14 protein-coding genes are annotated in these 12945 nt (G+C 72.2%); all 14 read right to left on the reverse strand.

Annotation, left to right across the window (positions count from 1 at the left end):
- Positions 1 to 58: 58 nt before the first annotated feature.
- The 14 genes from BKA14_RS22115 to BKA14_RS22180 all read right to left on the reverse strand — a co-directional run bounded on the left by BKA14_RS22115 (position 59) and on the right by BKA14_RS22180 (position 12930).
- Positions 59 to 1519 (reverse strand): MinD/ParA family ATP-binding protein, encoded by a 1461-nt coding sequence (locus BKA14_RS22115; protein ID WP_184952801.1) that lies wholly within the window; start codon positions 1517 to 1519, stop codon positions 59 to 61.
- Positions 1520 to 1701: 182 nt separating this feature from the next.
- On the reverse strand, positions 1702 to 2685 hold the full coding sequence (locus BKA14_RS22120; RefSeq protein ID WP_184952802.1) for a hypothetical protein: 984 nt from the start codon (positions 2683 to 2685) through the stop codon (positions 1702 to 1704).
- A gap of 19 nt (positions 2686 to 2704) precedes the next feature.
- Positions 2705 to 3589 (reverse strand): RluA family pseudouridine synthase, encoded by an 885-nt coding sequence (locus BKA14_RS22125; protein ID WP_221477925.1) that lies wholly within the window; start codon positions 3587 to 3589, stop codon positions 2705 to 2707.
- Between the two features lie 41 nt (positions 3590 to 3630).
- A complete protein-coding gene (lspA, locus tag BKA14_RS22130) occupies positions 3631 to 4248 on the reverse strand; it encodes a signal peptidase II (protein ID WP_184952804.1) in 618 nt (205 codons plus the stop codon).
- Positions 4221 to 4655: a TraR/DksA family transcriptional regulator gene (locus BKA14_RS22135; RefSeq protein ID WP_184952805.1), complete on the reverse strand. Its 435-nt coding sequence runs from the start codon at positions 4653 to 4655 to the stop codon at positions 4221 to 4223. The genes lspA and BKA14_RS22135 overlap by 28 nt, the downstream gene beginning before the upstream one ends.
- Positions 4656 to 4948: 293 nt before the next feature.
- On the reverse strand, positions 4949 to 6493 hold the full coding sequence (locus BKA14_RS22140; RefSeq protein ID WP_184952806.1) for a potassium/proton antiporter: 1545 nt from the start codon (positions 6491 to 6493) through the stop codon (positions 4949 to 4951).
- Positions 6490 to 6819, reverse strand: a complete 330-nt coding sequence (locus BKA14_RS22145; RefSeq protein WP_184952807.1) for a DUF167 domain-containing protein — start codon at positions 6817 to 6819, stop codon at positions 6490 to 6492. Before BKA14_RS22145 ends, BKA14_RS22140 begins: the two co-directional genes overlap by 4 nt.
- A gap of 96 nt (positions 6820 to 6915) precedes the next feature.
- Positions 6916 to 7830, reverse strand: coding sequence for a hypothetical protein (locus tag BKA14_RS22150; protein ID WP_184957301.1), 915 nt, complete (start codon positions 7828 to 7830; stop codon positions 6916 to 6918).
- A gap of 39 nt (positions 7831 to 7869) precedes the next feature.
- Positions 7870 to 8682, reverse strand: coding sequence for a DivIVA domain-containing protein (locus tag BKA14_RS22155; protein ID WP_184952808.1), 813 nt, complete (start codon positions 8680 to 8682; stop codon positions 7870 to 7872).
- Positions 8683 to 8725: 43 nt separating this feature from the next.
- Positions 8726 to 9031, reverse strand: coding sequence for a YggT family protein (locus BKA14_RS22160; RefSeq protein WP_184952809.1), 306 nt, complete (start codon positions 9029 to 9031; stop codon positions 8726 to 8728).
- A gap of 45 nt (positions 9032 to 9076) precedes the next feature.
- Positions 9077 to 9775, reverse strand: coding sequence for a cell division protein SepF (locus BKA14_RS22165; protein WP_184952810.1), 699 nt, complete (start codon positions 9773 to 9775; stop codon positions 9077 to 9079).
- Between the two features lie 247 nt (positions 9776 to 10022).
- Positions 10023 to 10730, reverse strand: coding sequence for a YggS family pyridoxal phosphate-dependent enzyme (locus tag BKA14_RS22170; protein WP_184952811.1), 708 nt, complete (start codon positions 10728 to 10730; stop codon positions 10023 to 10025).
- A complete protein-coding gene (gene ftsZ / locus BKA14_RS22175; RefSeq protein WP_184952812.1) occupies positions 10727 to 11872 on the reverse strand; it encodes a cell division protein FtsZ in 1146 nt (381 codons plus the stop codon). Before ftsZ ends, BKA14_RS22170 begins: the two co-directional genes overlap by 4 nt.
- A gap of 296 nt (positions 11873 to 12168) precedes the next feature.
- The gene (locus BKA14_RS22180) at positions 12169 to 12930 is read right to left on the reverse strand and encodes a cell division protein FtsQ/DivIB (RefSeq protein WP_184952813.1); all 762 of its coding nucleotides are present in this window, start codon (positions 12928 to 12930) and stop codon (positions 12169 to 12171) included.
- Positions 12931 to 12945 lie beyond the last annotated feature (15 nt).

Raw genomic sequence — 12945 nt, forward strand, 5'->3', positions numbered from 1 at the left:
GTGTGGACCCGAGCGACTCTAGCTGGACCCTCCGACAAGAACGAGGGCTACACGCGTGTCATTCGGCGAACGGCTCGATCATGACCGAGGCCGCCTTGAGCCACGCCGTACGGGTCTCCTGCTGAAGATCCGCGTACTCGATCGAGGAGCCGACCTCGAGCGCCTGGTCGTAGGGCACGATCGCGACCGCCCGGGTGCGGGTGGCGAAGTGCTTGGCGAAGTCGTTGAGCAGCGGCAGCGGGCCCGGCGAGGGGCAGGAGATCAACGTCACCGCGTTGGAGACCAGGTCGCCCATGCCGCTGTCGTCGAGCACGTCGAGCATCCAGTCGGCGGTGAACGCGGCGTCCTCACGGGGCACCGTGGTGATCACGAGCTGATCGGCCTGGCGCATGACGGTCTGCCAGTTCACGCTCTCGACGTTGTTGCCGGTGTCGACGCAGATCACGTCGTGGGTGCGGCGCAGCAGATCCATCACCCGGCGCACGGTGGCCTGGTCGAGGCGGGCCGCGAAGCGCGGATTCTCCTCGCCCGCGAGCACGTCGTACGACCCGTCGGAGGCGTGCCGCAGGTAGCCGTCGAGCTCCTGCAGCAGCCCGTCGCCGTGCAGATTCTCGATCTGCATCAGGTCGGCCAGCAGATGCTTGATCGTGCGGGCGTGGCGGGCGCTGCCGGCGCGCAGGCCGAGCGTGCCGCGCAGCTCGTTGTCGTCCCACGCGAGCACACCGCGGCCGCGGACGCTGCCGATGGTGGCCGCGGCCAGCACGGTCGCCGTGGTCTTGTGCACGCCGCCCTTGGGGTTGGCGAAGGCCAGCACGCGGGGCTTGCCGAGCTTGCGCCGCATCACCGCGACCGCGCGCTCGAGCTCGTCGTCGGCGCGGCCCTGCCGCCACTCGATGCGCGCCGGGGCGGGCGAGGTGGGCTGCGGGGCGACCGGCTGCTGCACCGGCATCATGGGCGGCTGGTGCACGGGCATGACCGGCGGCTGCGGCCCGGGCCGGACCGGCGCCACCGGGGCGGCCGACCCCCGCACCTGCGGATAGTCGCGGCCGGGAGGCGGGGCCGCGGGCGGGCGAGCCGACGGGCTGAAGAAACTGTGCGGCTCCTCGACCGGCGGGGCCGCGGGCGGCGGGGGCGGCGGGACCGCGGCGCGGCGGCCGCCTCCGTTGAGCTCGGCGGGCCGGGGCGGCTCGGCCTGGCGGCCCTGCCAGCGCGGGTCGAGCGGGTTGATCGGCCGCTGCGGCATCGGGCGCGGCTCGGGCTGGGCGGCCTCGGGCGGCGGCGGCTGCTCGTAACGGCCGGCACCGTACTGCCCGCGGCCGTCGAGCGGGTTGACCGGGCGGCGGGTCGGCAGCGGCTGCCCGTACTGCTGGGCGGACGGTTGCTGGCCGGGCTGGGCCTCACGCTCCGGGTCGGACTGCTCCTCGGCCTGGCGGGAACCGTGCCGGGCGCGATCGAGCAGCGCCCGCCAACGCGGGGCTGGTTCCGCAGGCCGGCCCCAGCCGGTCTCGGTCCCGTCCACGGCTCGTCCTCCCTGCACAATGCTTTCGGTATGCCCACGGCTTTCGGTGTGCCCACGCCCGGGCTCCTCGCCCCTGACAGGCTACGGAGCCAACCCCGTTCGGGCCACTGCCCGTTCGGAACGACCGCGGCCCCCATCGGCCACATCACCGGCGGACGAAGAAACTAACGTCCGGGCCGGGTTCAAGGTGCTGCCGAACGGCTGGTCGCATCGTGAGCAGGAGTCGCGTCCGAGGCAGAGGGTACGGCAGAACGCTCCTCGTGGGCCGGGGTGGAAGGCGTGCTCGTGCGTCCGGCGACGCTCGATGAGGCAGATGTCACAGGCGCCCCGGGCGACGACACTATCGGCGCGGGCGGGCGGGAGGCAATGCCCGGAGTCCCCATTGGCACAGCGGGCGAACGGGACGGTTCGGGCGGCACGGTGCCGTTCTCCTCGGGCTGCGGCGGCCGGAACTGCGTCCGGTCCAGACTCCTGACCTCGGGGGCCGGGTCGACCGCGCGCACGCCGGGCCGGTCGGCCAGGTCGCGCAGCGCGGACGGCGCGGCGCGCACCACGGCCGCGAACACGCAGGAACAGCCCGACCGGTACGCCGAGGCCTCCTGGGCCGCTGTCCGGGCCGCCGTCGCGTACGCCCGCCGGGCCCGCTGCTGGTTGTCGTCGTCCCCGGCCAGGCGGCGGGCCAGCTGCTCGTACTCGGCGTGCTCCCGGTCGCGGGCCAGGGCCGTGTCGAGCATCCCGCTCATCACGTCGGCGGGCAGCCGGTAGACCGGGATGCGCACCACCGGAGTGTGCGTACCGGGCAGCGGCACCCGGGCGTAGGCCTGAGCCACCGCCGTGCCCGCGAGCAGATCGGGCAGCAGCCCGGGTCCGACGTAGCCGTCCAGGCTGACCAGGGCCCACGTCTCCCCGGCGGCGGGCGCCGACGGATCGGTCAGGGCGGTCAGCTCGCTGCGGGTCGCGTCGAGATAGCCGGGCACCGACTGGCCCTGCACGACCCCCACCCGTACGACGTCACTCGGATCTTCCGGCGGCACGGCGTCGCGCCGGCTCACCCAGATCAGCCCGACCAGCAGCACCCCGGCCGAGACGGCCGCGACCGTGGCCGCCAGGCGCACCGCGGGGGCGCCGCCCAGGACCGGCCCTCGTATCCGCTCCGCGGGCCCCACCGGTGACCGCTTTCCCTGATCAGCTCGCGTCCTGCAGCATGCTCAGCGCGCGCTGCAGGTCGTCGGGGTAGTCGCTGACGAAGCGCACCTCGTCGAGCGTGCGCGGGTGCAGGAAGGACAGTTCGCGGGCGTGCAGCCACTGCCGGGTCAGCCCGAGCCGGGCCGCCAGCGTCGGGTCGGCGCCGTACTGCTGGTCGCCGACGCACGGGTGCCGCAGCGCCGAGAAGTGCACCCGGATCTGATGGGTGCGGCCGGTCTCCAGCTTCACGTCGACCAGGCTGGCCGAGCGGAACGCCTCGACCGTGTCGTAGTGAGTGACGCTCGGCTTGCCGGTCGACATCACGGCGAACCGGTAGTCGGCGGTCGGGTGCCGGTCGATCGGCGCGTCGATCGTGCCGCGGAGCGGGTCGAGGTGACCCTGCACGACCGCGTGGTAGCGCTTGTCGACCTCGCGCTCCTTGAAGGCCCGCTTGAGCGCGCTGTACGCCGTCTCGCTCTTGGCCACGACCATGATGCCGGTGGTGCCGACGTCGAGCCGGTGCACCACGCCCTGCCGCTCAGCGGCGCCGCTGGTCGCGACGTTCTGCCCCATCGCGGCCAGCCCGCCCACCACCGTCGGCCCCGTCCAGCCGGGGCTCGGGTGCGCGGCCACGCCGACCGGCTTGTCGACCACCACGATGTCGTCGTCGCTGTAGATCACCCGTAGGCCGTGCACCGGCTCGGCCACCAGCGCCGGGGCGGCCGCCGGGGCGGGCAGCGTGACCTCGAGCCAGGCGCCCGCCGAGACCTTGTCGGACTTGGGGCGCGGGATGCCGTCGACCAGCGCGTCGCCCGATTCCACGAGCGTCGCGGCGGCCGTGCGGGACAGCCCGAACAACCGGCTCACGGCCTGGTCGAGGCGCATGCCGTCGAGGCCGTCGGGCACCGGGAGAGACCGCTGCGAGCTCACTTGGTCTCGTCCTTCTTCTTCCGTACGGAGATGCGGCTGCCGTCACGCTGCCGCCCGGTCAGTTCGAGCAGCACGGCGAGCACGACGCCGACGCTGAGGCAGCTGTCGGCGATGTTGAACACGGCGAAGTACTCCGCGTACGGACCGAACAGGCTGATCATGTCGACCACGTGCCCGTGCAGCGGGCCGGGAGCGCGGAACAGCCGGTCGCCGAGGTTGCCCAGCGCGCCGCCGAGCACCAGGCCGAGCGCGATCGCCCAGGGCACCGAGCGCAGCCGGGTCGCCATGTAGCCGATCCAGCTGACCACGACGAGGGTCACCACCGGGAAGACCCACGTGTAGTCGCTGCCGAAGCTGAACGCTGCCCCGGGGTTGCGCAGATATGACAGATAGATGAGGCCGCCGAGAATGCGGACCGGGCTGCCCTCGTCCAGATTCTCGGTGGTGAGCCACTTGGTCCACTGGTCGATGGCCACCGCGATCACCGCGGTGACGCCCAGCACCGTCACGGCACGGCCGCTGAACCGGGGCTTCGGCTCCGGCGCCGGCTCGTCCACCGTGGGTGCTGCCGCCTGGTCGTCCGCGTTCAGCGTCGTTCCTCCAGCTGCTTGCATGACACACAGAGGGTCGCGGACGGGAACGCCGCCAGTCGCTCGACCGGGATCGCGTTGCCGCATCGCTCGCACCAACCGTAGTTGCCCTCGCCGAGGCGGTCGATGGCGCGTTCCACCTGTGTGATGCGCTCCAGCAGATTGTTCGCCAGAGTGATCTCCTGCTCACGCTCGAACGTCTTGGTGCCGGTGTCGGCCTGATCGTCGCCGGCCGAGTCCTCCAGACGGTCACGTTGCAGCTCGGTGAGCTCGGTGATCGAGGTGTCGTACTCGGCCTGCAGCTCGTCGCGCCGCTCGACCAGGGCGACCCGGATCTTCTCGGTCTCGGCGGCGTCGCGGGTCTTGCGGGCAGCGCCCGTGTCCCCGGTTTTGCTGCTGGCGGCCGCTCTGGTGCCGGTTGCCTTGGCCATCGTCGCTCCCTCAGCCGCGCGCCGCGCGGCGATCAGCGTCCCTTGAGCCGGTGAGCGTCCCCCTGGCGCCCGCCGGCATCCTCTTCTTTTGTTTCTGCCCACCCGGCGACCGGCTCACGCCCCGGTCCCGCGCGGCCGCGCAGTAGATCTTGCCCCACCTGCACGGACGGCGCGGCCGAACGACCAGCCGCGCACTCTTCGAGGGTGGCAAGGATACGGAACGTATACCGCACCGACAACAGCCCGTACGGGATCATGTTCCACAATCGGCCCGAATCGCCGCGAAAGCCGGGTCAGATACCCGACGCCGGATCTTCGCTGCCCTCCTCCCCGAACCAGCGGGCCAACCGGCCCCGGCGGCTCACCGCCCGCAGGCGGCGCTCGGCCGAGTCCCGCGCGGCCGCGGTGGCCACGATCAGCAAGGCGTCACCGGTGCGCAGGCGGGTGTCCGGTCCGGGCACGAAACCCGCGCCGGCCCGCACCACCAGGGTCACCGAGGCGCCCTCGGGCAGGCGCAGCTCGTCGATGTGCACACCGGCCAGCCGCGACCCCTCGGCCACGTCCAGCTGCAGCAGGTCGGCGTTCATCCGCTCCAGCGGCGCGGTCTCGATCCGCACCTCGGCCGCCTCGCCGGGAGCCGTCACGCCCAGCCTGCGGGCCACCGGTCCGAGCGTGCTCGCCTGCAGCAGCGTGAAGATGATGACCAGCACGAACACGGCGTCGAAGAGCCCTCGCGCGCCCGGCGTGCCGGCCGACAACGGGATCGTGGCCAGCACGATCGGCACCGCGCCGCGCAGGCCCGCCCACGACAGGAACGCGCTCCCCCGCCAGCCCACCCGGTTGCCGGGGCGGCGCGGGCCGCGCACCGGGCGGGCCAGCACGGCCGAGATCACCACCGACAGCGGCCGGGCCAGCAGCACCAGGGCCACCCCGGCCACCAGCGCCGGGACCAGCGCCTCGTCGAGCCGGCGGGGCGAGCTGAGCAGGCCCAGCAGCACGAACAGGCCGATCTGGGCGACCCAGGCCAGGCCGTCGGCGAACCCGAGGATGGCCCGGCGGTGCGGGACACGGCCGTTGCCCAGCACGACGCCGGCCACGTAGACGGCGAGGAACCCGGACGCGTGGGCGACGGCCCCGGCGGCGTACGCGAGCACGGTCAGGCCCACCGCCGCGATCGGATACAGCCCGGCCGACGGCAGGGCCGCGTGGCGCAGCAGCCACCGCCCGGCCGCGCCGACCGCGAACCCGACGGCCGCGCCGGCCAGCAGCTCGTACGTGACGATGCCGAGCTCGTACCACCACGGGTGCATCTCGCTCAGGTCCGCGCTGAGCAGCACGACCAGCAGCACCACGGGGGCGTCGTTCATGCCGGACTCGGCCTCCAGCGTGGCCACCAGGCGCGGGGGCAGCCGCAGCCGGCGCAGGGTGGCGAAGACCGCGGCGGCGTCGGTCGACGACAGCACCGCACCGTAGAGCAGGGCCAGTTGCCAGGGCAGGTCCAGAATGATGTGGACGGCCAGCCCGACCACCGCGATGCTGACCGCGACACCCACCGTGGCCAGCGAGGCGGACAGGCCCAGGACCGGCCGCAGTGTGCTCCAGCGCGCGGTCAGGCCACCCTCGGCGATGATCACGATGAGCGCGCAGAAGCCCAGCGTGCGGGTCAGCTCGACGTCGTCGAAGCGGATGCCCAGCCCGGCCTCGCCGATGACCATGCCGATCGCGAGGTAGACCAGCAGGCTGGGCAGGCCGACCCGGGTCGAGACGCGGACGGCGGCCACCGCCACCAGGAGGACACCGGCGCCGATCAGCAGCGCGTAGTCCAGCCCACCGGTCACCGGCCGCCCGTACCGTCCCGCAGCGCGGCCAGCCGCCCGGCGACCTCGGCCCCGGCCGCGGCGACGGTGAAGACCTTGTCGCGGCTCGTCGCGCCGAGCCGCAGCTCCACATCGGCGGGCCGCACAGCCAGCGCCTCGGCCAGCGCGCGACGCACGGCCTCGGTGGCCTTGCCGTCGACGGCCGGGGCGCCCACGGCGACGATCAGGGCGGGGCCGTGGGGGCCCTCGTAACGCCCACCGACCCGGTTGCGGCCGGCACCGGGACGCACCCGCACGGGCACGGCGAGCCGGCTCTCGTCGGGCGGGGGCACGCGGCGCTTGACCATGCCTCATTGTGCCGATCGGCGCCGGTCCCGGGGAGGCCCGGTTTCCGTGCCCTTTCCGACGGTCCCGGCTGCCCTCGGCCGCGCCCGCGACGGCCGTCAGCGGCGGGCGTCCGCGCCGACCAGGCGGTCGACCGGGCGGCACAGCCCGCACGGGCTGAAGCCGAGTTCGACCGCCTCCCGCACCGGAATCGGCTCGGCGAGCCGCCCGGCCAGGCTGGGGCAGTCGGCCACGTGATAGCGCGGGCGCCCGTCGACCACGAGCACCTCGGCGTCGAGGCGGGCCACCCGTACGGCGTCGGCAGGCTGCACCGACTGGGGCAGCGGCTCGTCGTCGGGGTCGTCGTCGTCGGGTTCGGCGAACTCGTCGGGTCCGGAACCCGCGGCGTTCTCCGGCCGGCGGGGCCACGCGTCCTCGTCGGAGGCTTCACTGCGGGCGGCGTTGATCGCATCCGAGGCACGCTCGTAATCGGGCGCCCGCTCGTGGTCCGGCGACTCAAGATCCCGACGTCGGGCCTCATCTGCTGACAAATCGCCCGCCGGGGCGGCGCCCGCCTGATCGGCGAAGACGGCGGTGTCGGCGTGATCAGCGTAGGCGGGCCCGTCCGCGGCCGCCGAGAAGTCGGGACCGGCCGAGGGCCGCGCAGCGGCCAGGTCACCCGGGTCGAACTGAACGGTCTCCCGCTGGTCGTCGTACGGGTCGTCGAGCCGGGCGTCGTACGGGTCGTCGTATGCGGCGGAGCGGCGCGCGCCGGCCTCCTGGGCCGCGGCGGCGAACTCGGGCTCGGCCACGAAGACGGAATTCTCGTCGGCGGGGGCGGCCGGCTCCTTGTCCTGGGGGGCGGCCGTTGCCCGCCGGGTCGCGGCGGCCTGACGCGCGCCGATGACCAGGAACACCGCGGCCACGAGACTGGCCACGATGGAGCAGATGAGCAGGGTGCTCGACCCGCCGGTGAGGCCCAGCACGAGCAGCGTCACCGCGACGAGGATGAGCAGGAGGCTAACAACGATCATGGCTCATCCTCGTCGAGGTGCCGGAGGGAGAGAGAAGACTCAGCGCCCGGATTCGATGGCGTTGCGGCCACCGTACGAACCGGCGAGACCGGCCGCGGCGAGACCCCCGCTTCCGCCGACGGCACGACCGGAGTCGGCCCGCGACATCTCGGCCTCGAGGCCCTGGCCCCGGCCGTCGAGGTCGCGCAGCTGGCTCTCCAGATACGCCTTCAGGCGGGTGCGGTACTCCCGCTCGAACTGCTTGAGCTCCTCGATGTGCTTCTGCAGCGCGGAGCGCTTCGCGTCGAGGCCGCCCATGGCTTCCTGGTGGCGCTGACGGGCGTCGCGCTCGAGGGCGTCGGCCTTGGCGCGGGCCTCGCGGGTGACCTCTTCGGCCTTGGAGCGGGCGTCGGAGAGGAGCTTGTCGGCCTCGCGGCGGGCGTCGGCGACGTGGTCGTCGGCCGTGCGCTGGGCCATCATCAGCACCCGCAGGGCCTGCTGCTCGCCGTCAGCACCGGACCCAGCGGCGCCACCACCGACCGGACCCTGGGCACGGACCTGCTCGAGCTCGGCCTGCATCTGCCGCGCGGCCTGCTCGGCCTGCGACTTGTCGCGCTGCACACGGTCGAGCTGTGCCTTGACTTCGTTGAGCTCGGCCGCGAGGCGCGGGTCGGCGCTCGGACCGGCTGGCGCGCCACCCCGACCGCCGCGCTCCACCTGGGCGCGCAGCTCGTTGTTCTCCTCGATCAGACGGGCGAGCTCACGCTCGACCTCGTCCAGGAAGGCGTCAACCTCCTCCTCGTCATACCCCCGCTTGCCGATGGGGGGTTTCTTGAAGGCGACGTTGTGCACGTCGGCCGGGGTCAGCGGCATCGAAACTCCTCGGGTCAGTCGCGGCCGCGGTTGGGGCTGCTGTTTAGCTGAAGTTCAGGATCAATCTTTGAAGCACGAACCTCATGAGCACGAACAGGATAACCAGCAGCACGATGGAAGCCAGGTCCAAACTCACGTTACCAATGCGCAGCGGGGGGATCACACGCCTCAACGCCTTGAGGGGCGGATCAGTGACGCTCCACACCGTTTCCAATGCCGCCGACGCCCCACGACTGGGCTGCCACCGACGACCGTATTGGAGTACCGCACCCAGCACGAACCTGGCAAGCAGGACGAGGAAGAAGATGTAAACGACTAAATACAATATTTGGAACACGATCGAGAGCACTCGTGCGGATCCCCCATCTGGGTGGCGGGCTGCGCGCGGCCCGCCTCAGGCCTGCCCGAAGAACCCACCCTCGGCGATCTTGGCCTTGTCCTCCGCGGTGACCTGGACATTTGCCGGTGAGAGCAGGAAAACCCGGTTAGTAACGCGCTCGATCGTACCGCGAAGGCCGAAGGCAAGTCCGGCGGCGAAGTCGACCAGCCGGCGGGCGTCACCTTCATCCATCTCAGTGAGATTGATGATGACCGGAACCCCGTCGCGGAAGTGCTCCCCGATGGTGCGCGCCTCGCGGTAGGTGGTCGGGTGCAGCGTGGTGATCTGATACCGCTGCTCCTCCTCGACCGGGCGCGGACGCGTCTCGGGCGGGTGCACCGGTTGCGGCGCCAGGGCCAGATTCTCCCGAGTGGAGTAGCTCAGCGCGGACGAGTTGTCACTGACCGTGCTCGGCCGGGTGATCGACCGGACGCTGGCCCGCTCGCTGCGCTCGGCACGTTCCACCCGATCGTGGTCGTCCAGGTCGGCATGCGACGACAGACGGTCGGACGGGCGACTGCGCTCCGTGCGCGCCCGCGGCACCGGACGCTCCTCCTCGACGTCTTCCTCGTCGGCGAACTCGTCCTCGGCGTACCGGCTTCCCGAGTACCGGCTGCGAGGACGGTAGGAGCTGTCGTCGTAATCGTTGTAGCCGCGGTCGTCGTCCTCCTCGACGAGGCCCAGCCACACGCCCGCCTTGCGAAGCGCGCTCATGCCATCACCCCGTCACGCCACCCCGAGTTGACCCGACCAGCCATGTGCCCCCACCTTCGTCCGCTGCTGCGGAACGCACCCCCTCGGCGTACCGCATTCCCCCTTTGCACGGTCGGAAGGTCTTAGCAGTCCCTCGTCCCGCGACGTGCCGCGCCGTCACGCTTACCCACCGCCGCGCGAATCAGAACCCTGGTCGCGAGCGGTGTCGCGTAAACAACACCCATGTAGTTTGCTGCCCGCCGCAAGGCTACCGCAGCGGGTTTCGCATTCCGAGCAAAGAAGTGCCGATTCGGACGTGTGTCGCGCCGTGCCGGATCGCCGCCTCGAGATCGCCGCTCATGCCGGCGGAGATGACGGAAGCCCCCGGATGGGTGATGACCAGGCGTTCCGACAGCTCGCGCAGGGTCGCGAAGGCCCGGTCGGGGTCCCAGTCCATCGGGGCCACCGCCATCACCCCGCCCAGCCGCAGCGTGTCCGCGGCCGCCACCGAGTCGGATACCCGCCACAGGTCGTCGCCCGCCGCGCCCCCACGCGCCGGATCACCGTCGATGCTCACCTGCACCAGCACGTCGAGCGGCTCGGAGCGCCCGGCGGCGGCCCGGGCCAGCGCCTCGACCAGGCGGACCGAGTCGGCCGACTCCACCACGTCGGCGTACCGGACAACCGAGCGGGCTTTGTTGCGCTGCAGCTGACCGATGAAGTGCCACCGCGGGGTGGCTCCCTCGGCCCGGGCCAGCTCGGCCTTGGGGCCCGCGTCCTGATCCTTGTTCTCGCCGACGTCGGTGACACCGAGCCCCGTCAGCAGCACCACGTCACTGGCCGGATAGGTCTTGGTCACCGCGACGAGGGTGACCTCGTCAGCGGGACGACCGGCGGCCGCGCAGGCGCGGCCGATCCGGTCGTTGACGTCGCTCAGGGCGGCGGCCAGCTCGGCCCGCCGCCCCTCACCGGTCACGAGCCGTTCTTGAGGAAGTCCGGCACGTCCACGTCGTCGAAGAGCACGCGCCGCGGCGGCGGCGTGGCCTGGGCCGGAGCCGGCGCCGGCGTGGTCGACGCCGCGGCGGCGGCGGGCGCCGGCGGTGTGACCGCCGTGCGTTCGGCCGGCTGCTGCACGACCTTGCGGGCGGGCTCGGACGGCTTGTAGGAGGGCGTGCCCCCGTCGAAGCCGGCCGCGATCACGGTGACCCGCACCTCGTCGCCGAGCGCGTCGTCGATGACCGCACCGAAGATGATGTTCGCGTCCGGGTGGGCCGCGTCGGTGACCAGCTGCGCCGCGTCGTTGATCTCGAACAGGCCCAGGTCGGAGCCACCGGCGATGGAGAGCAGCACGCCGCGGGCGCCGTCCATGCTCTGCTCGAGCAGCGGGCTCGAGATCGCCTTCTCGGCCGCCTCGACCGCGCGGTTGTCCCCGCGGGCGCTGCCGATGCCCATGAGCGCGCTGCCGGCCCCGCTCATCACGCTCTTGACGTCGGCGAAGTCGAGGTTGATCAGACCCGGGGTCGTGATCAGGTCGGTGATGCCCTGCACGCCGGAGAGCAGCACCTGGTCGGCCTGACGGAACGCGTCCATCATGCTTATTCCGCGGTCGCCCAGCGCGAGGAGCCGGTCGTTCGGGATGACGATGAGCGTGTCGCACTGGTTGCGCAGCTCGTCGATGCCGGATTCGGCCTGCACCTGACGGCGCTTGCCCTCGAACGAGAACGGCCGCGTGACGACGCCGATGGTAAGGGCGCCGAGCTTGCGGGCGATGTTCGCGACCACCGGCGCACCGCCGGTCCCGGTGCCGCCGCCCTCGCCGCACGTCACGAAGACCATGTCGGCGCCCTTGAGCACCTCCTCGATCTCGTCGCGGTGGTCCTCGGCGGCGTTCTTGCCGACCTCGGGCTGCGCGCCGGCGCCGAGGCCCCGGGTCAGCTCGCGGCCGACGTCGAGCTTGACGTCGGCGTCGCTCATCAGCAGCGCCTGAGCATCGGTGTTGATCGCGATGAACTCGACGCCCTTGAGCCCGACCTCGATCATTCGGTTGACGGCGTTCACGCCGCCGCCGCCGATCCCGACGACCTTGATGACCGCCAGGTAGTTGTGGGGAGGTGTCATGGGCTCAGCCTTCCCTTCCAGGGTTAGTGGGTGTCATGGGCCCCGTGCGGTCCGGCCAGACCGCACCTTCGTCACCCGCTGCCGTACAAGGGAGGGCGAGGAAACCCTCACCCTCTACTAGAGGGTGAGAGTTATGTCAACCACTCAACCTCTGGTGGCAACGTAAGCGGACATCCCACATCAACCAAAGAACCGGCGCGGCGTGTCGGCGTCCGCTTACGTGGCGAAAATCCGACCGACCCGTAACCTCGACCAAAATATGGCGTTTCCGCCCCTATGTCCGTTAGACGCTGCTATTAACGGATCGTCACGACCGATGGGGCGGAGACGTCGATCTCCTTACCCGCCCGCTTGAGCAGGACCGTCGCGACCTGACTCTTGGTGTCGCTCTGGGTGTCGTCGCCCCAGACCACCGTGCGCTCCTTGCTCAGCTCCAGCTTGATCTGCGCGGGGGCGGCCACCGAGACGGCCACCACCTGCTCGCGCAGCTCGTCGCTGAGGGCCGCCAGCACGGTCAGCGCCGACCGCGTGTTCACGTCGGAGGCTCCGGGGAAATCGACCCGTACGAGCGGCAGGCCAGCGGGCGGCTCCTTGACCGTCCGGTAGGCCACCCCCGTACGGTCGATCAGCGCGAACTCCCCGTGCTGGGGCACCGCGGCCACCGGCGTGCGCTCCACCACCTCGACCACCAAGGTGGACGGCCAGCTGCGGCGTACCACGACCCGCTCCACCGGCGGCAGCTCCCGCACCCGGGCCCGGACGCCGTCGAGGTCGACCCGGGCCAGCGGCTCGGCGTCGGGCACCGCGGCGGCCTGCTCGATCTGCGTCACGGCCACGAACTGGGTGCCCACCACCTTCACCTCGCGCACACCCAGCACCGAGGTGCCGTAGACCAGCCAGACCAGGCCCCCGGCCACGAGCAGCACGCCCGCGGCCACCGCCCAGGGCAGCGCGGCGCGCATCCGGCGCTGACGGGCGCGCGCCATGAACCGGCGCGCGGACGACGGCACCGCATCGGTGCCCGCCCGCACCAGCCTCCAGTTGCGCCCCCCGCTCATGCCCCCGCCTCCGCT

Source organism: Paractinoplanes abujensis (assembly GCF_014204895.1).
GTDB classification, from domain to species: domain Bacteria; phylum Actinomycetota; class Actinomycetes; order Mycobacteriales; family Micromonosporaceae; genus Actinoplanes; species Actinoplanes abujensis.